We start from the raw sequence: 18,408 nt of genomic DNA on the forward strand, positions 1-18,408 counted from the left end.
GAATCTTTCCTTCTTTTCTTTTTTCAATCAAAATATTATTAGGTGAAGCCTAGAGGTTTAATCAACCAGGTACCGTGCTAAGCGGTCTTGGAAGCCAATCGTGATTTCCCATGGATCAATTTCACAATAGTGGGAAAAAGCAATCAGCGTGTTTTCCTGGTCCCGATTTTTACCAATAAAAGTCACCTTAGTTCCAACCGGGACAGGTTCTTCAAGAGCAATCATTAGTTGGTCCATGGCTAACTTACCAACAATTGGCGCCTTTTGGCCATTAACCAAAACCTCAAAGCCAACAGCTTCTCTGGGTAGACCATCACCATAGCCGATTGGCAAAGTTGCAATCCATTGATCCTTGGTGGTTTGATAAGTAGCACCATAGGAAACGGAAGCACCGGCCGGCAGTTGTTTAATCATCACAACCTCGGATTCAAGCGTCAAGACCGGTTCTAGGTAGTTGTCAGGCTTTAGCACCCCTTCGGAGGGCTCGATACCATAGACCGAAGTCCCTGCTCGAATGACATCCATTGGCATCTGGTCAACCCGGTATAAGGCTGCAGCCGAATTAGCCAAGTGGACCATCGGTGGCATTGGCAGACCATCAGTGAGCTCGTGCCAAGTTGCCAACTGACCTTCAAAATATGTTGTGCCAACAGCATCAGCCGTGGCAAAGTGGGTCATAATGCCCTGGTAAAGTAAGAAATCAGCATCTTGTACATCGTCGATTGCTGCGCTCAAGTCTTCCCGGTCACGAAAACCAATCCGTCCCATGCCCGTATCAACCGCCAAGTTAACCGGAAGTTTAGGACCGCCAAGACGCAAATTTGCTTCGGCCCGTTTCAACGTTTCACGATCAGCAACTGTGGCAATAATTTGGTAATCGGCCATTAGTTGGGCAAAGTCAGGAGACGTGAGGCCCAAAACCAAGATTGGTTGGCAAAAGCCGGCTTTACGTAAGGCAATTGCCTCATCCATCACAGCCACAGCAAGGCCATCGGCACCGCCTTCAACGGCAGCCTGACTCATTTCTAACAAACCAAAGCCATAAGCATTGGCCTTCACCGTCATGAAAATAAAGTTGGCGTGACTACTTTCACGCATGACTTGCAAATTTTTGGCCACCGCTGCCTTTGAAATCAATAAACGACTTGGACGGTGATTAGCGACAACCATGTTAGCCTCCTTAGGCAATAAAAAAATCCAAACAACGGGGGTTCATCCCTGTCGTTTGGATTATTGTCTAAAAATAGTCACAAAAAAAACAGTTGAATAGCTCCCCGCTGCATTAGCAGCGACAGTCCAATAGCTCTTAACTATTGGCCCAGCAAAATGGCTTTAACCCCATCAGCTTCGGCAACCGCCCCTTTCACGAACATTGTTCGGTACTCTTGTTGGTTGCGACCTCTATTACTTATTAAGTTGCCATTAATATACATGAGATTTTTTCTCATGTCAACACTCCTAACAAAATAAATTATCTTTTTAACAAAAAAGACAGCCGAAAATGGCTGTCTTTTCTTAGTTTTATGAAAGATTTTTTTGATAAAAGTTCGCCTTTACCCGTTTATACCGACTATTAACAGTTGCCAATCGATCCGAAAGCGCCTTAACCTGGTCCTGGTTAAAAGAAGCAAGTAAAACGGACTTTTCTTGTTTTTGAAGGGCAATCAATAGTGGGGTGAGCGTGGTGACATCAACCCAGCGATGGGCCTGCGAAATCACGGCCACTGCCGGCACTTGCAAGCTTTGTTGCCAAATAGCCGACAAATATTCTGGCAGGACAATCAAAATCGACCGGGCCTCTTGACTGCTTTGCCGGACGGCCTTAATTAGGGGAGAAGAAAGGTCCTGAGCATAAACAACGTAGTCATCACCATACCGATCTGATAACTTATAATACCAATGCTTCAAAGCGGCATGATCCTCAACAATCAGAACTATGTGTTGAACCTTGGCTAAAATCAGCTGTCCAATTTGCTGGTCTTCGTTTCGGCTCGTGGTCAGCACTGTCGTTAATTGGTTATCCGTCGTCCCCTCGAATTCACTTTTTTCAGGCAAGAGAGCTCCTGGCGTCTGAGCGAGGAACGTTGCTAAATCATCCGGTAAATAAGACGAAACAACGAGGACTTTGTCGACCTGCTTTAAGAAATATTTTTGGTAAAGCAAGTCGTTCTTGACTTCAAAAATCAAGTTTTGAACAGCCGGTTCCTTTTGGAGATGCCACGAGATATGGGCCAGATATTCCTGGTGCGCCGATAACCAAGACAGTTTGGCTAATTTAGCCGTCAAATCAGCTTGTGTTAATTTGTGGTGAAAATTAGCTTCGGCTGCCAAATCAACTAAGTCCAACAAGCGATTCAAGACCGCCTTACCGGTTTTCACCAGACCAATTTCTTCCGCTTGGCCATCAATCTTGTTGCTGGCCTCTTCCCAGTTGTGAAGGGCTACTTTCCACTGGCCCTGGGTCTTCTTCGGTAGACTAGCAGCCAAATCAGCTAAACGGGCTACTTGGTCTTGGTAGAAGCTCAAGGGCAACGTCAGACCAAAGCCCTCTTGAATAGCAGTCAAAAGCGCAATTGGCTTTTCCAGTATGGCTACGGGCCGATCCTGGTACTGGCTTGCCCTTTCCAGATTTTCCGAAGTGGCAAAAAATGCCGCAAAGGTCAAAAGAACCACATTCGCACGGGCCGCCTTGTCAAAGGCTTTGACAAAGGCCGGACCAGTTTCATCAGAACGAACGGCTGCTAAGCCAGGCTGATTTTGCACACCCTTTGGCAAGTCCACGAGGGCCAAGTCGGCACTTTCGGCTAACCAAACGAGGACTCGTGCTTGCCAAAAGATACCGCCTTGCTTTTTAGCCGCCTCCAAAACTTTTTGAAACTTTTTCTCGTCCAGATAATCTCGTGGCGCATAGAGTTTTGCAATCGACAAGTTGGCTCCAGGTAGCCGATCCTGCAATTCTGCTAAAATGGTCTCCTGGTGGTTCAAGAGCGTAATGTCGTGAGCCAGTAGGTAGGCCGCTTGTTGGCGATTTTGATAAAAGAGTGGCAATAGATACGACAACGTTTTCCGAACTTCTGGTGGTGTTGTTAACTGCCAAACCGCTCGTTTCCGCTGCTGCAAAAAGTGCTGCACCTGGTCCATCACCTGACTCTGGTCTTTTTCGACCGCAAAACTAGGCCCTAAAGCGGCAGCTTTATCAGAAAGCGTCTTGGGATAAAGCAAGTTGCCAGCCGGTTTGTTCCGGTTGGTAACTTTTTGGTGACCGGACTGGCGGCCCAAGTTCTCTATGCGTTCGGCTAAAAATTCCGGAGCCGAGGACCGGTCCTTCATGGCCATAGCCAAGAAATCCTGGCTTTGACGCAACAGGTTCCAATCCACACTCAAAAGTTCCTTCTTCGTCTTGTCAGGTAGGCCCTGCGCCTTGTGCCAAAGCGAGAGCATCAGATACGCCGTAGCCTCTGCATCAGCGTTGGCTCGGTGAGCCTGAACAAGAGGCAAATCGAGGTACTTTGTCAAATCAGACAAGCGATAGCCTGGGGCCGTTGGGTAAAGAATTTGGGCTAGTTGAACAGTATCGATTGCCATTAGGTCCAGTTCAGGCAAACCAACCCGGGCAAATTCGGCATTCAAATAAGGGTAATCAAAGTTCACGTTATGGGCAACAAAAACCTGATCCTTTAATAACCCGCGCAAAGAGGGAGCAAGTTCCTCAAAGAAGGGTGCATCCCGCACATCTTTTTGGCTGATATGGGTTAATTGTTGAATTTTTTTATCGATTGTTTGTCCTGGATTCACGAATGAATCGAAGTGTTCGACAATCTTTTTATTTTTTACAAAGGTCATCCCGATTTGAATAATCCGCCCTCCTTTTTCAACGGAGGGGTTAGTGGTTTCCAAATCGACAATCACAAAGGCGGCTGATTTTTTCATCAGGACTCCTTTCTCATCTCGAGACCAAGACATAATTGGGCCCAAAACTGTCTTTTTTAGACCTAAATTTCATTTTGCTCTAGTAGTTATTTTACACTACTTAGCCCAGTGCGGTACAATATTAGCAGTAATTGGAGTCTTTTATATGGAAAAAAATCATGCCGGCTTTGGCCACTCACACGCCAAAGCCATTCTCATCGGCGACCATGCCGTTGTTTACCAACAACCGGCCGTTGCCATCCCCCTGTTAAATCTCGAAGTGACCGCCAGTGTGCAAGCGATTGCTAGCGGTCAAACGGTTATTTTAGGTGACCAAGCCTTTGACATTGCCAACCTTGGTGCTGATTTAGAAGGCTTACGCCAGTTAATAGTTGCCTTACTGGCCAACCTCGTCGAACCTGACCAGCCCTTCTTATTAGAGGTGCAATCACTCATCCCCCAAGAGCGGGGCTTTGGTGCTTCAGCCGCCCTGGCAACTGCCATTACCCGGGCCTTCTTTGATTGGACCGGGCAAGGCTTGAGCCAGGACCAACTGAATTTTTATACGAATTTAGCTGAAAGTATTTCCCACGGTTCACCTTCCGGCATTGATGCGGCCACAGTCTCGGCCGTTGAGCCCGTCTGGTTTCATCAGCAACAAATCGATTCCTTCCAAACAAACTTGGAAGCAACCCTTGTCCTTGCAGACACTGGCGTTCGTGGTCAAACTGTTCGAGCCGTTAATATCGTTAAGGACCAGCTCAAGAAAAATTATGAACCAACCTGGGGAGCCATTAACCATCTCGGACAGCTAGCTTTCTTGGTTAAAGAAGCTTTGGCCAATAACGATCCCAAAACTTTGGGCCAGCTCTTTACCGACGCCCACAAGGACCTACAAACCCTTCAAGTTTCACACCCCAAGCTCGATACCCTCGTCAATGCCGCACTAGCGGCAGACGCACTGGGTGCCAAATTAACCGGGTCTGGCATTGGTGGGGCCATGTTTGCTCTGGCAAAAAATAACGACCATGCACAAAAAATTGCGACCGCTCTCAAGCGGGCTGGTGCCAAGGAAACTTGGATTCAACCGCTGTCAGCAGCCCATTAAAAATCAGATTAAGGTCCCTCCTTGCTCAACTGCGTTTTTTCAAAACAAATAAGCACGGACCGTTTTTTAACTACTGATAAACCACTAATAAATTTAAATTTTACCAAGGAAAGCACTGTGACCGATAAAACAACTACTGCCAAAGCGCACACCAATATTGCTCTCATCAAATACTGGGGCAAAAAAGATAAGATACTCAACCTACCAACCACCTCATCATTGTCATTAACCCTGGATGAATTTTACACTGAGACCATGGTTACGGCCGGTAAAGAAGATACGTTGTTGATTAACAACATGATGCAGGACCCAACTCGGATCCACAACTTTCTCGACTTTTTACGTGAGGAAATTGAGGACTTTGGTCCCCTCACGGTTGTTTCCAAGAATACTGTTCCGACAGCTGCAGGTCTCGCCTCTTCGGCTTCATCCTTTGCAGCCTTGACAGCCGCCGTCGCTCGTTACCAAAACTGGGATTTGTCCTTAACTGACCTATCTCGCCTGGCGCGCCGTGGGTCTGGCTCAGCAACCCGGTCATTTTTCCCTGGTTTTGCCGTCTGGCACGAAGGACATGATAACCAGTCTTCTTTTGCCGAGGCATTACCGGCAACTGATTTACCAATTGCCCTGGTGGTTTGTGAAATCGCCGGAACTGTCAAAAAAGTTTCTTCTTCTGACGGCATGCTGCGGGCGATGACTTCACCCAAGTACTCAGAATGGGTTGAACAATCACATGTCCAATTTACGGCCATGCAGGAAGCCATTGCCAATCAGGATTTGCACAAAATTGGCGAACTAGCCGAAGAAAACGCCTTAGCCATGCATGAGTTAAATATTACGGCGACTGACCGGCGCTTCACTTACTTTAACCAAATGACTCTCGATGTTTTGGACTTCGTTAAGGCACTCCGGGCTGAAGGCTTCCTGGCCTATGCCACAATTGATGCCGGACCAAACGTTAAGATCATTACCAACCAAAATCAGGCTGAAACCATCAAAGACAAGCTTCAAGAAAAATTCCGCAAGTTGCGCCTCCAAATCGCAACACCGGGTCCGGGCATTAGCTTTGAAGACTAGAGGACGTCCACTATGAAAACAACCACCGTCAAAATTCCCGGCAAGCTTTTTTTAGCCGGCGAATATGCTGTCACCGAACCCGGTCAACCGGCTCTTTTGGCTGCTATTGACCGTGGTTTAACCATTCATGTCGCAGAAACCGACCGCCTCATGCCGGGTTCCTTGGTTGTTCAATCGGACGCCCTGCCAGAACCACTCGTTTTGACCTGGGCTGCCTTAGCTGAACTGACAAAGGAAACAAATAGCTCATTTTTGGGGGCTTGGTCCTTTGTCAAGGCGGCTTTGGTCCTTTTCTACCAAGAGCACCTAGACCTTAAACTCACCAAGCAACCTGGTTTATCGTTGACCATTTCCTCGCAAATGGCGGTTGACCACAATAAGCTTGGTTTAGGTTCATCTGCTGCCGTTTCGGTCGCAATCTTCAAGGGCTTGGTCGCTTACTTTAATCAAGAAGACAGCCTACAAGCAGTTTTCCGCCAAGCAGCCTTCGCCCACTACTTTATTCAAGGTTCAGGTTCCCTTGGCGATTTAGCATCGGCTACTTTTACCGGTGTGATTTTCTATCAGGCTCCTGACTGGCTGAAGCAAGTGGAAGCAAAGACCCTCACCCTAGCTGATTTTTCCAAGCTCGACTGGTCGAAGCTCGCTATTAAGCCGCTTCCTTGGCCCCAAAATTGGCAAATTGGCATCGTTGCCACTTTCCAACCCGCTTCAACAAAAAAAGCGCTCGCCAAGGGCTTTTGGCAGACTGACTTTGCCCGTCAATCAAAAGAAGCTGTGACTCAGGCAGCCCTCGCGATTGAAAACCACGATTACCATGGTTTGCTACAAGGGCTCAAGAACAATCAGGACCTCTTGAAAAAGGTCTTGCCAACCGGCTACCTGACCCCTGCCCTTCGTCAATTTTTAACGCTCTTAGGACAAAGGAGCCTCGCCGGTAAGGTCTCTGGTGCCGGCTATGGCGACAATGGCTTTGTCATCTTTGAGAATGAAACTCAAGGACATGGTTTTCAACAAGCTAGCCAAGGAACCACCCTCCACCTTCTCTTACCAGCACTCTGGCAAGATTCCGTGTTACTGTGAAAGATTTTTAAGATGGCCACTACTCATTCAAACCGTAAAAACGAACACCTGTCGCTTGCAACCAAGTTTTGGCGAGACCAGGAAAACCCAGTAATCGGACCTGGCTTTGACGCTGTCCGTTGGGTTCCAGGACCCCTGAAAAACAGCGCGGTCGCTGACGTTCAAACAACCACTCAGATCCTCGGCGCAGACTTTACCTGGCCCTTTTATATTGAGGCCATGACTGGCGGATCTTCTGCTAGTACCAAGGTTAATGCTGATTTAGCCACCGTTGCCCAAAAAACGGGCTTAGCGATGGCAGTCGGTTCCCAATCCGTGGCCTTAAAGGATAGCAGTCAAGTTGAATCCTACCGGGTTGTTCGGCAAAATCATCCCGAAGGCTTTTTAATTGCCAACCTCGGCGCTGACCACCCCATTCAAAACGTCCAAGCGGCGATAGACATGATTGATGCCAATGCCATCGAGCTCCATGTCAATTTAGGCCAAGAATTGGCCATGGCGGAAGGTGACCGACGCTTTTACTGGATCGATAATTTGGCTACCGTGATTGCTAAATCGTCCGTACCCGTCATCATCAAGGAAGTTGGTTTTGGCATGGGCCCAGACCTCCTGAAACAGCTCTCAGCCCTCAAACCAGCGGCCATTAACGTCGGTGGTGCTAATGGAACAAATTTTGCCCAAATCGAGCAACGCCGTGACCGGCAAAATGAGAACCCTTTAGATCTGAGTCCCTTCGGGCTCAGCACGGTTGAATCACTCTTGGCGGGGCAAAAGGCAGCGATTAATTCACCGTTAATTGCCACAGGTGGAATTCAGACCATTAACGATGTTGTCACCGCCCTGATTTTAGGAGCAAAAACAACCTCATCTGCCGGTCACTTCCTGCAAGTCTTAATGACGGAGAGCCCCTCAGCCTTACAAAAAGAAATCACGAACTGGCAACAGGCCTTACCAGAACTAATGACCCTCTTGGGCGCCAAGACTGTTGCTGATCTCAGTCAAGTTCCACGGCTGTATCGAGCAGACCTACAAAATTTCTCTGACCAGCTTTAACAAAGCCAAACATCCTATTTTCAAGTAAAAAAGAAGTTAGCCGCAATATTTTTCGACTAACTTCTTTTTAATTTCATTATCTATTATGAACAGGCTACCTAACTAATCTTAATTGCTAAATCGGCTAAAATTTGAGAATAGCGAAAACTGTTCAAACGGACCGTTTAGATAACCCTGGTAGTTTTTCTCGTTAGTTTTAATTTTATTCCTGCACTGGACCCAGATAGCCCATCACTGGTACAATTCGAACAAAAAAGCCCCACCAATAATGGCAGAGCAACTCAGTTATTGCTTTTGTGTGACCAAATCTAGCAAGCGCAAAACATCTGCTTGATTAACCAAGCGATGTTCGGCCACGTTATAAAACATTGGTTGATAACGAGCAATCTGTTGTAAATCATGCTGGTTGGTCGTGCTATATTGCACATCACAGGCATCTTCAATTCCAGCCAACGCTGGGAAATTAGCTGCACTCATAATCGATCCCATCACAGTATCGGCTGATTCATATTGCAAGGCCTCCAGATACTTTAAAACTTCCATTGAACCCCCTTCAGCCGTTATGCTTATTGAACGGGCTTATTCAGATATTCTTCAACATCGTCCCAGTGAGAAACTTCGTCCTTTACGCCAGTTGCTTCACTACCCTTATGCCAAGCAAAGTTTTGGTACCAGATACTGTGCTTTTCTTGGTTCAATGCCTTAATTTCAGCCATTTCATCAGGTGACAAAGCAAAGTCATCAATTTGACTGTTGGCAATAATCCGCTCTTCGTGGGCAGACTTTGGAATCGTGATGGCCCCCATTTGGTAGTCAAAACGTAAAATCACCTGAGCAACTGATTGGGCATGGGCTTGCGCAATCTTTTCGACAACTGGGTTTGCGAGTGCTTCACCACCACCCAATGGTCCCCAGGCTTCCATTGCCATCCCGATTCCGTTCATATAGGTGAAGAGTGATTCTTCTTGAACCAATGGGTTAAATTCCATTTGGTTGACTTGTGGCATCACGGTACCGGCTTCCAACAATTCCTGAATTTTTTCTTCGTTAAAGTTTGAAATTCCAATGGCACGAACTTTGCCTTCACGGTAAAGCTTTTCAACAGCGTGCCAAGTGTCGACATACTTGCCATCAACCGGCCAGTGAATCAACAATAGGTCCAAGTAAGTTAAACGCAATTGCTTCAATTGCTCTTCAAAGACTTTCAAAGTACTTTCATAGCCTTGGTCACCGTTAAAGACCTTGGTGGTAATAAACAAGTCCTTACGATTCAAACGGTTGTCCTTCAAGGCCTGTTGAATCCCATAACCAACACCTGCTTGGTTACCGTACTGCTTAGCTGTATCAATCAGCCGGTAACCATTTTTAATTGCTACCTGGACGGAATCGGCGGCCTCCTTATTAGAAGAATTCCAAACACCGAGACCAAAAACCGGCATTTCAACACCGTTAGCGAGCTTCGTTGTTTCTTGCAAAATTGACTTTTCCATTGAACAAATCCCCTCTTTTTTTACTTTTGTAACTACCCTTAGTGTAAATCAAAACCACCTCCAGTTTCAAACCGAAGTCAGTAATTCTGACTGCATTCTGCGCAGATGAAGTCTTTTCAATCCAATTCAGCTATGATCATCATTACCAAAGAAGTGGCTGCTTCAATAATCATTTCCCTCACAAAACTGTAAAACGGTAACTGGCTAATTTTTTGACTACCAATGTTTTGGATTCGATCAATTACCGTAATAATCACTTTAAAATCAGCATTCCAAGGGGAATAGTATCATGATAATTTCCGTAACGGATACCTGGCTGTTCCTTTTTCAAGAATGTGCATCAACAGTTGGCCCACCATCAACACCCCCCACTTTGAACAGGACAGTCACACCTTCACTCGTTTCTGATCCTGATGTCATATCATCAACATCAATTCAAAGGATTTTTTATTAAAAAAGTCCATTATTTAATGACCGAGTGTCCAACCGCCATCGAGCGTCACAACCGTGCCATTCATATAACTCGCTTGTGGGCTGGTTAGGTATAGGGTCAAATCAGCGACTTCCTGAGGGTCTGCCCAGCGCTGTGCTGGCGTCTGTTTGGCGACCTCTTGTGCTATCTTTCCCTCACCGGCAAAATCAGCTGCATTCATCGCAGTTTTAATCGCACCTGGAGCAATGGCATTCGCCCTGATGCCGTCTTTGGCATAATCAAAGGCCACCTGCTTCGTTAAACCAATCAGGGCATGTTTTGCCATGGTGTAAGCAGCCCCGCCGCCACCAGCCTGCAGACCGGCAATGGATGCCATATAAACCAAGATACCATGCCCTTGACGAATCATCTTTGGTAAAACAGCTTGTGTTAAAGCAATGGCCGGCTGCAGATTAATTGAAAGAACTTGATCAATGGTTGCTTGGTCTTGATTTAGCAGTGGTTGAAAGCCATCCAAGACGCCGGCCGTATTCAAGAAGATATCAAAGGCTTCTACCCGCGCTGAAAGCTGATTTACCAAAGCGTCCAGTTCCTCTTTCTGGCCTAAATCCGCCTGAATTTTGGTTAACCGGTCTGACTCATAATCAATTTCTTGCACATCGACCGCCACAACTTCGGCACCAGCAGCTAAATAGGTCTTCATTTGGCAAAAACCGATGCCAGAAGCGGCACCGGTTAGGAATACTTTTTGATTGTGATAATTTTGTTCAATCATTATTTCTTTAAATTAACGACCTTTGACAAGGCGTAGATGACAATTCCACCAACAACCAAGGAAACTAACTCGCCCGGAACTAATGAAACATAGTAAGAGAGCCAGTTAGTCAGTAATGAAGCTGATGAGTGATCCGGAGCGAAGGCCCCGTGTGCCTGAATGGCAAAGGCAAACGTAAATTCTGCCGCCAAAATCCCCATTCCAATCGTCAAAACAACAATCGTTGAGATAATAATTTTGACCAATGGCTTTTGTACCTGACGAGTTAGCAAGTAAGTCAACCCGGTCATAATCACTGTCCCCAATGTTCCAAAGACCCAATCAATCCAGCCCAAAGGTGAAACCAGATTGGCAATCAAAACCCCTAAGCCAAGGGCAACAACATAGCGTTTATTCCAAGCTGCTAAATGGTTCAGCCCTTCGGATAAACGTAATTGGACAGGACCAAAGCCGATGGGGGCGACTAGCATTGTGATTGCCGCATAAAGGGCAGCCACAACGGCAGTTAGTGTGAGGCTTAACGCTTTGGAAGTTGATTTTTGGTTAAATTCGTTCATATTGTACTCCTAGTTTTGTTCAAGCGGGATGGTTGATGAACCGCTAATTGTTTGATTAGTGCCAATTTGCCAGCCGGTTAGCTGGCGCTTGACATGAAAAAAATTCGGTAAAATACCGAATCTTATCAAAAATATTCTAACGGATTGATGGGTAAATAAAGTCCTAGTTTTCGTCCATAAAATCCTTTAAGTGCTTTGACCGCGATGGGTGGCGCAACTTACGCAACGCCTTGGCCTCAATCTGACGGATACGTTCGCGGGTAACCCCGAAGACTCGCCCGACTTCTTCCAAAGTCCGTGTCCGTCCGTCTTCCAAACCGAAGCGCAAACGCAAGACGTTTTCTTCACGGTCAGTTAGCGTATCCAAAACAGACTCCAATTGGTCACGAAGCATCTCATAAGCAGCAGAATCTGCTGGCGAAACGGCTTCATTATCCTCAATGAAGTCACCCAAGTGGGAGTCATCCTCTTCACCAATTGGTGTTTCCAATGAAACAGGCTCTTGAGCAATCTTCAAGATTTCGCGAATCTTGTCAGCCGTCAAGTCCATTTCAGCTCCAATTTCTTCAGGGAGTGGTTCACGCCCCAAATCTTGCAGCAATTGGCGCTGAATTCGGATTAACTTATTAATCGTCTCAACCATGTGAACAGGGACTCGGATTGTCCGGGCCTGGTCGGCAATGGCACGTGTAATGGCCTGACGAATCCACCAGGTGGCATAAGTTGAAAACTTAAAGCCCTTAGTGTAATCAAACTTGTCTACAGCCTTCATCAAGCCCATGTTCCCTTCTTGAATCAAGTCCAAGAATTGCATACCACGGCCAACGTAACGCTTAGCGATGGAAACAACCAAACGCAAGTTAGCTTCCGCTAATTCCTGCTTGGCTTCTTCATCCCCAGCTTCAATTCGCTTAGACAATTCAATTTCTTCATCACCTTGCAAAAGGTTAACACGACCGATTTCCTTCAAATACATCCGGACAGGGTCATTAATTTTAATGCCAGAAGTATCTTCAGCGTTATCTAGTTCATCTTTCGATGGCTTGTTTTGCTTGGCTTGCAGAACTTCTGGTGCGGGCTCACCTTTTTCATCAACAATGGCAATACCAGCATCTTCAACCTTTTCCATCAAACGTTCAATGTTTTCAGTATCCAGGTGGAAAGGTTCCGCAATTTTTTCAGACAATTCACGGTATTGAATTTGCTTAGCCGGCTTGTATTCCTTCAATAATTCACGAACAGCCTTGTCATAGGCAGCCGACTTAATTGGGCCAGACTTCTTGGCTGGCTTTTTAACAGGTTGCTTGGCAATTTCAGCCGCCTCTTCAGGCGTCTTACCTTCAGCTAAGGCCAACAGTTCCGCTTTACGAGCTCGACCATGGTAAGCAATATGCTGCTCATCAAGGTAAGCTTTAATTTCGGAAATTTTACTTGAACTTGAAATTTTTGCCATTATATCTCCTATTGCTGGGAATACTTTCTTCTTAGGTTAATAAGCTCTGTCCCTAGTTGAATCAGAGCCATTTCATCGTGCTGATTTTTAGCTAAGGCAATCTTCTTATTTAACGCCTCAACTTGGCTTTCATAAGGAGCCTCTTTCATAATCACACGAAGATAGTCATTAACCGAATCCCGTTGAACTTCTAGTGTACCAAATTCTCGATCGATTGCCATCATTTTTTGGTTTAAATCAGGCTTTTGAACAAAGTCTAAAAAGCTGGCTAAATCAAAACTTTGCTGCCCCTGTTTCACATATGCTTCATACAGCATCATTAACAGTTGATATTCTGGATGGACAAAGGCAAAATCAGGCACCCCCTTGACCACATTCATGGCCACTGGTGACTTAATCATTGCCATTAAGAGCCCCTGCTCTGCCCGCTCCGTCCGGGATAACCCGGCATTTAAATGCCCAGCTAAATCATCAGCAGAAGCTGTTTTGCTGGTCGGTGTGCCAAGAGCAGCTAACGATTCAAAGCCATCCGAATAATCCGGTTGCCATGCAGCATCCGCCCAGCTATTCTGATCAGTTTCAGGCTGTGGCCATTGCTTCTTTGATGGCGCCTGTTGAACAGCCTGTACCGGTCGATGAGCAATAAACTCCTGGAACTCTTGCCGGAGTGCCGCAAGGTCAGACCCATATTCTTCACTGAACTGCCGTAAAAAATAATCCTGTTCAACCGGACTTGCTGCAGCCAAAATCGGCCATGTCTCTTTTAAGAAATCGAGATACTGAGACTGATTTTCCAGGTTTTTACCATTTTTAGCTGCTTGAATCAAAAATTCAGTCGGTGTCAAAACACTGTGGCCAAGATCTTGCTTTAAGACCTCTAACCCCTGGTCACGCCGGACCTCATCAGGGTCACGGCCATCCGGTAAAGAAACAACCCCAATTTCAACTTGAGGGGCAACTTGACGAATTAGCGGTATCGAACGTTTAGCTGCCTTTTGGCCAGCCGCATCACCATCATAGACCAAGAGAATTTTATCCGTGATTTTACTTAAATCAGTCACATGGTGCTCGGTTAACGCCGTTCCCATTGTGGCAACGGCACCAGTTGCCCCTGCCAGAGCGGCCGAAATCACATCCATAAATCCTTCAAAAATCATGGCCGGTTGACCAGATCGAATAGCCGGTTTGGCTTGATCAAAATTATACAGCAAGTCTCCCTTATTAAAAAAGGGCGACTCTGGTGAGTTCATATACTTAGCTGGGTTATTCGGATCGAGTGACCGGCCCGAAAAGCCCCGAACCTGACCTCTAACATCCTTAATTGGCCAAACAATTCGATTATTAAAGCGGTCGCGGCTGATTTCACCATCCTGATCAATAAATAATTGACTTTCTAAGAGGAGCTTATCAGCCAAATTATGTTCCTTGGCATAAGCCAATAACACATTGTTCGCTGGGACAAAACCCAACCCATACCGTTTGATCGTCTCATCATCGAGCTGACGGTCATCATGCAGGTAAGCCAAAGCCTGTTCACCCGCCGTTGTATTTAACAGAATATGCGTATACAATCGCTCGGCGTTTTGATATAAATCGAAAATCGCGGCAAACTGTTCTTGTCGCGCCGACGGCTGCCCCTGGTACTTATCTAAACCAGATAAGTTAAGATCCTTCGCCAAGGATAGGACAGCTTCCGGATAGCTATAACCATCTTTTTCCATTAAAAAAGAAAAAACGGTTCCCGAGCGTCCACAGGAGAAACAATGAAAAACCTGCTTTTTATCATCAACAAAGAGTGAAGGGCGCCGATCCTCGTGAAATGGGCAAGACCCGTTCCATTCGCGACCGCGCTTCACTAACTGGGTATAATTTTGAATGACATCGACGATGTTGGTTTGCGACCGAACTTCATCGATTACACTTTGTGGAATCCGTTCTGCCATAAGCCTCCTTCAAACTGGCAACTACGCCAGTCCGCACTTCTACCCAATACAATGTTGTCTACTATTATAGGAAGATTTCGAGTATTTGTCAAAGTTTTTTGTTCAAAAAAAGACCAGTTTAGCCCCCGGTCTTCCTAGCTGTGACACAGGATTCACTGGATTAAATCAGCATTGATTTTCTCGTACCATTAGTGTTGACAGCCAAAAGTTTTCTTACTTGCCAAGCCACACGAGAGCATGATCGGGTTATAGCTATCAACATTTTTCGCCAAAATAAATTAACCAGTCTTTGTGTGTTAAAGTGGTTGGCCATATAATACAAGCTTTTGTTTCACTAATCGATCACTAGCCGGAATAAAAAACGGTACCAGCAGTCCTGCTCACCCCCGAACGATATATTGTTGATCGACCATTTGAATTTGCTTAACAGCTTGAAAAGCATTAGGCAGGCTTTTTTTAAAATTTGATTTTTAACATTGAGCGCTCCAGTGCCTAAAATAACCAGACTGCTCCTTTGATTAAGAGGACAAAAAAGTGTCCAGAAACTACTAGCAGTTGTCGCTAGCACCATACCTTCCGACCATCCCCCTGCTGATTGGTCGTGACTCAGCAGGGCCTCTTTCACCATTCACTCCGGTCTGATCACAACAAAAAAACCATCTTCACATAATGTGAGGACGGTTAACAAAGCAATTTTGCAAATTAATGCAAAACCGTAATCAAGAGGCCACCTAAGATCAAGATGATAGCGCCACCGATTCGGTTACCCATTTGGGCGAAGGCAATCAAGCCCATCCGGTCAGAAGCTGACAACACAGCAACGTTTCCGGTTCCACCCATTGAGTTGTTAATCATACCGGCTGCAACTGCTGATTCAACTGGGTACAAGCCAAAGAGCTTACCCAAAAGACCACCCGCAATTCCAATCGTTACTACTGAAACTAAAGCACAAACAACCAACTGCCATGACAAAGTGGCCAGCAACTTGTTCATATCCACCAAAGCTAATCCGATACCAGCCAACAAAGCTTGTGTTGTTGTCGAAACGATCAGATTTCCAAACATCACGGCTGATTCTTCGTAAAACTTAGGAACTAAGTTCAAAGCCTTGGCGACAATAACTGCTAAGATCAAAAATGCGAAAGCGTTAATACTTGGTACCAAAGCGTGTAACAAAGTACCAACCATGTAAAATGACAACGCCACCATCATTCCAACTAACATTTGTGAGTAGTTGAGGGCTGGGGTATCATTTTTCTTGTCGGCGGCCATGTCACCTGCTGTTTTCAACAATTGACCTTGACCATTCATCTTTGACTTGGCGGTAAACTTAACCAACAATGACGAACCGATAATGGCCATCAAGTTTGCCAGAACAACGGCTGGGAACAATTGGTTCAAGATTGTACCGGCTGAAACATGAAGGGCTGACCCGTAAATGTTTGACAGTGGCACAATACCGGCTCCAATTCCACCGGCCATCATTGGGAAGGCAACGTACAACGCTGTGTGATTAAAGCCAAGACCGAGCAATTGCCCAACAAAGCTAACCACAAAGAATGAAATAATCATTGCCCCAAAGGCTACTGGTAAGAAACGCACAGCTGATTTCAACAACAACTTACGGTCCATCTTCAAAATGGCTGAGGTAATCAAAGCCACGATATAGAACTCCAAGAAGTTGACATCAGAGACAAAGGTATGAATACTTGTTACGGCTTCCTTAGGCACAATCCCTGTACCGGCTAAGATCGAACCGGCAACAACGGCGAAGGCTGACCCTCCACCAAGGTATGAGCGCATGATTGGTAGGTTGTTTCCAACATAGAAGAAAACACCACCAAGCATAACTAAGGAAAACATCGCGCCAGCAATGTTATTTGGCAACAAACGTAGGCTCAAGACGGCCACCAACAAAATAGCCATCAGGATAAAGGCAGCACCGCCAATACCCGCTACTTGAAACTTGCTTTCGATTTTTGAAAAGATTCCGGTGCCTTGCGACGCCTGTGATTCTTCAGACATTATAATCTCCTTTAGCAAAGCAACTTTTTAATAATACCACTCTTTAATTCAGATTTAAATAAAAAATGCAAGTTTTTTTTCACAAAAAATGCAAACATAAGATTTGATTAGATTTATTTTAAATTATTAAGCAAAAACCGTAATAAAAAACCCAGCAATGACCAAAACGATGGCACCACCAATTCGATTTCCCATCTGTGCAAACGCAATCAAATTCATCCGGTTAGCGGCCGCAAGAACTGCAACATTACCGGTTCCGACCATTGAATTGTTAACCAAACCAGCAGTTACAGCCGACTCAACTGGGTAGAGACCAAAGATTTTACCTAGGTAGCCCCCTGCTAATGCAATCGTTACGACTGAAACAATCACACAGATTGCCAATTGCCAAGTCACCGTCTTTAGTAAGGCGGACAAATCAAGTAAGGCCAATCCAACACCAGCCAATAATGCCTTGGTCAGTGTCTGCACAATTAGTTGACCAAAGAGGACTGCAGACTGTTCATAGTAAGTTGGTACCAAGTTACTAGCCTTAGCAGCAATTGCCACCAAAATCAGAAAGGCAAAGGCGTTGACGCTGGGCAGCAAATGGTGGAGCATCAAACCAATTAAATAGAAAGCCATGGCCACCATCATCCCCACCAATAGTCGGTTAAATTCAATTTTATTGGTCAGCGTCTCGGTAGATCGCATCTCACCCGGCGTCTTTAATAGATCGCCATGACCATTCCAAGTAGATTGCTCGGTATTTTTAACTAAGAGACCGGCACCGATAATGGCCAGCAAATTCGATAACACGAGGACTGGGAAAAGCTGCGATAAGATGGGACCGGCTGGTATTCCCAGCGCAGAACCATAAATGGTCGATAGCGGCACAATGCCAGCTCCCACACCACCGGCCATGACCGGGAAGGAAATATAGAGTGACGTATGCACGAATCCTAACCCTAACAACTGCCCCACCAGGCCAACGACGAAGAAATTAACGACCATTGCCAAGAAGGCAACTGGTAAAAACCGTACCGCTGATTTTAATAATAGTTGTCGGTCCATTTTTAAGATAGCCGAAATAATCAGCGACACAATATAAAATTCCAAAAAATTGGAGGTCGAAATAAAGTTGTGCACTGTGCCAATCGCGCTATTCGGTACCAAACCCAAGCCAGCGATAATAGCTGCGCCCACAGTGGCAAAAACCGATCCACCACCCAAATAGGACTTAAAAATTGGCAAATGACTACCAAGGTAGTACAGGGCGCCACCGAAAATAACCAGAGTGAACAGTGCCCCGCCCATATTATCGGGTAAGACATCCTTCCAAAGAACCACAAATAATAAAAGGGTCATCAAAAAGAATGCTGTTCCCCCTAAACCAACGATTTTCAGCTTGGCTTCGAAATTCGAAAAGAAGCTGATAGCACCAAACGGTTGTCTATCTTTCTTCATCTACATTCTCCTGCAACAATGGCATCTGTTATCGTATCTAGAGGTATTTTATCATA

General features: G+C 45.7%; 14 protein-coding genes and 1 riboswitch. Of the genes, 4 read left to right on the forward strand and 10 right to left on the reverse strand.

Annotated features, from left to right (window positions below; translation table 11 throughout):
* Window positions 1-57: 57 nt before the first annotated feature.
* The gene (alr, locus tag M3M36_RS01425; protein WP_252774090.1) at window positions 58-1,170 is read right to left on the reverse strand and encodes an alanine racemase; all 1,113 of its coding nucleotides are present in this window, start codon (window positions 1,168-1,170) and stop codon (window positions 58-60) included.
* Window positions 1,171-1,259: 89 nt separating this feature from the next.
* A riboswitch (Lysine riboswitch) is annotated at window positions 1,260-1,412 on the reverse strand.
* 109 nt (window positions 1,413-1,521) lie between these two features.
* Window positions 1,522-3,930, reverse strand: coding sequence for an exonuclease domain-containing protein (locus M3M36_RS01430; protein WP_252774091.1), 2,409 nt, complete (start codon window positions 3,928-3,930; stop codon window positions 1,522-1,524).
* A gap of 145 nt (window positions 3,931-4,075) precedes the next feature.
* On the opposite strand from M3M36_RS01430, the gene mvk reads away from it, so the two are divergent.
* The 4 genes from mvk to fni all read left to right on the forward strand — a co-directional run bounded on the left by mvk (window position 4,076) and on the right by fni (window position 8,230).
* A complete protein-coding gene (gene mvk, locus M3M36_RS01435; protein WP_252774092.1) occupies window positions 4,076-5,017 on the forward strand; it encodes a mevalonate kinase in 942 nt (313 codons plus the stop codon).
* Window positions 5,018-5,134: 117 nt separating this feature from the next.
* Window positions 5,135-6,094 carry a diphosphomevalonate decarboxylase gene (gene mvaD / locus M3M36_RS01440; RefSeq protein WP_252774093.1) on the forward strand — a complete coding sequence of 320 codons (960 nt, stop codon included), beginning with the start codon at window positions 5,135-5,137 and terminating at the stop codon, window positions 6,092-6,094.
* Window positions 6,095-6,106: 12 nt separating this feature from the next.
* The gene (locus M3M36_RS01445; protein WP_252774094.1) at window positions 6,107-7,177 is read left to right on the forward strand and encodes a phosphomevalonate kinase; all 1,071 of its coding nucleotides are present in this window, start codon (window positions 6,107-6,109) and stop codon (window positions 7,175-7,177) included.
* A gap of 12 nt (window positions 7,178-7,189) precedes the next feature.
* Window positions 7,190-8,230, forward strand: a complete 1,041-nt coding sequence (gene fni / locus M3M36_RS01450) for a type 2 isopentenyl-diphosphate Delta-isomerase (protein WP_252774095.1) — start codon at window positions 7,190-7,192, stop codon at window positions 8,228-8,230.
* A 285-nt stretch (window positions 8,231-8,515) separates the two neighbouring features.
* On the opposite strand, the gene M3M36_RS01455 is transcribed toward fni, so the two are convergent.
* The 8 genes from M3M36_RS01455 to M3M36_RS01490 all read right to left on the reverse strand — a co-directional run bounded on the left by M3M36_RS01455 (window position 8,516) and on the right by M3M36_RS01490 (window position 18,352).
* On the reverse strand, window positions 8,516-8,773 hold the full coding sequence (locus tag M3M36_RS01455) for a hypothetical protein (RefSeq protein WP_252774096.1): 258 nt from the start codon (window positions 8,771-8,773) through the stop codon (window positions 8,516-8,518).
* Between the two features lie 23 nt (window positions 8,774-8,796).
* Window positions 8,797-9,720 (reverse strand): aldo/keto reductase, encoded by a 924-nt coding sequence (locus M3M36_RS01460; RefSeq protein WP_252774097.1) that lies wholly within the window; start codon window positions 9,718-9,720, stop codon window positions 8,797-8,799.
* 467 nt (window positions 9,721-10,187) lie between these two features.
* Window positions 10,188-10,928, reverse strand: coding sequence for a 3-oxoacyl-ACP reductase (locus tag M3M36_RS01465; protein ID WP_252774098.1), 741 nt, complete (start codon window positions 10,926-10,928; stop codon window positions 10,188-10,190).
* A complete protein-coding gene (locus M3M36_RS01470) occupies window positions 10,928-11,485 on the reverse strand; it encodes a QueT transporter family protein (protein ID WP_252774099.1) in 558 nt (185 codons plus the stop codon). Before M3M36_RS01470 ends, M3M36_RS01465 begins: the two co-directional genes overlap by 1 nt.
* Window positions 11,486-11,648: 163 nt before the next feature.
* Window positions 11,649-12,938, reverse strand: coding sequence for an RNA polymerase sigma factor RpoD (gene rpoD / locus M3M36_RS01475; RefSeq protein WP_181014002.1), 1,290 nt, complete (start codon window positions 12,936-12,938; stop codon window positions 11,649-11,651).
* A gap of 8 nt (window positions 12,939-12,946) precedes the next feature.
* Window positions 12,947-14,881, reverse strand: coding sequence for a DNA primase (dnaG, locus tag M3M36_RS01480; RefSeq protein ID WP_252774100.1), 1,935 nt, complete (start codon window positions 14,879-14,881; stop codon window positions 12,947-12,949).
* A gap of 702 nt (window positions 14,882-15,583) precedes the next feature.
* Window positions 15,584-16,906, reverse strand: coding sequence for a 2-hydroxycarboxylate transporter family protein (locus M3M36_RS01485; protein ID WP_252774101.1), 1,323 nt, complete (start codon window positions 16,904-16,906; stop codon window positions 15,584-15,586).
* Window positions 16,907-17,032: 126 nt separating this feature from the next.
* Window positions 17,033-18,352 (reverse strand): 2-hydroxycarboxylate transporter family protein, encoded by a 1,320-nt coding sequence (locus tag M3M36_RS01490; RefSeq protein ID WP_252774102.1) that lies wholly within the window; start codon window positions 18,350-18,352, stop codon window positions 17,033-17,035.
* Window positions 18,353-18,408: the final 56 nt, after the last annotated feature.

This window comes from Fructobacillus americanaquae (assembly GCF_024029775.1).
Classification (GTDB): domain Bacteria; phylum Bacillota; class Bacilli; order Lactobacillales; family Lactobacillaceae; genus Fructobacillus; species Fructobacillus americanaquae.

Coding starts and splice junctions, on each gene's coding strand:
- alr (WP_252774090.1), bottom strand. CDS start 1,170: ATGGTTGTCGCTAATCACCGTCCAAGTCGTTTATTGATTTCAAAGGCA.
- M3M36_RS01430 (WP_252774091.1), bottom strand. CDS start 3,930: ATGAAAAAATCAGCCGCCTTTGTGATTGTCGATTTGGAAACCACTAAC.
- mvk (WP_252774092.1), top strand. CDS start 4,076: ATGGAAAAAAATCATGCCGGCTTTGGCCACTCACACGCCAAAGCCATT.
- M3M36_RS01445 (WP_252774094.1), top strand. CDS start 6,107: ATGAAAACAACCACCGTCAAAATTCCCGGCAAGCTTTTTTTAGCCGGC.
- fni (WP_252774095.1), top strand. CDS start 7,190: ATGGCCACTACTCATTCAAACCGTAAAAACGAACACCTGTCGCTTGCA.
- M3M36_RS01455 (WP_252774096.1), bottom strand. CDS start 8,773: ATGGAAGTTTTAAAGTATCTGGAGGCCTTGCAATATGAATCAGCCGAT.
- M3M36_RS01460 (WP_252774097.1), bottom strand. CDS start 9,720: ATGGAAAAGTCAATTTTGCAAGAAACAACGAAGCTCGCTAACGGTGTT.
- M3M36_RS01465 (WP_252774098.1), bottom strand. CDS start 10,928: ATGATTGAACAAAATTATCACAATCAAAAAGTATTCCTAACCGGTGCC.
- M3M36_RS01470 (WP_252774099.1), bottom strand. CDS start 11,485: ATGAACGAATTTAACCAAAAATCAACTTCCAAAGCGTTAAGCCTCACA.
- rpoD (WP_181014002.1), bottom strand. CDS start 12,938: ATGGCAAAAATTTCAAGTTCAAGTAAAATTTCCGAAATTAAAGCTTAC.
- dnaG (WP_252774100.1), bottom strand. CDS start 14,881: ATGGCAGAACGGATTCCACAAAGTGTAATCGATGAAGTTCGGTCGCAA.
- M3M36_RS01485 (WP_252774101.1), bottom strand. CDS start 16,906: ATGTCTGAAGAATCACAGGCGTCGCAAGGCACCGGAATCTTTTCAAAA.
- M3M36_RS01490 (WP_252774102.1), bottom strand. CDS start 18,352: ATGAAGAAAGATAGACAACCGTTTGGTGCTATCAGCTTCTTTTCGAAT.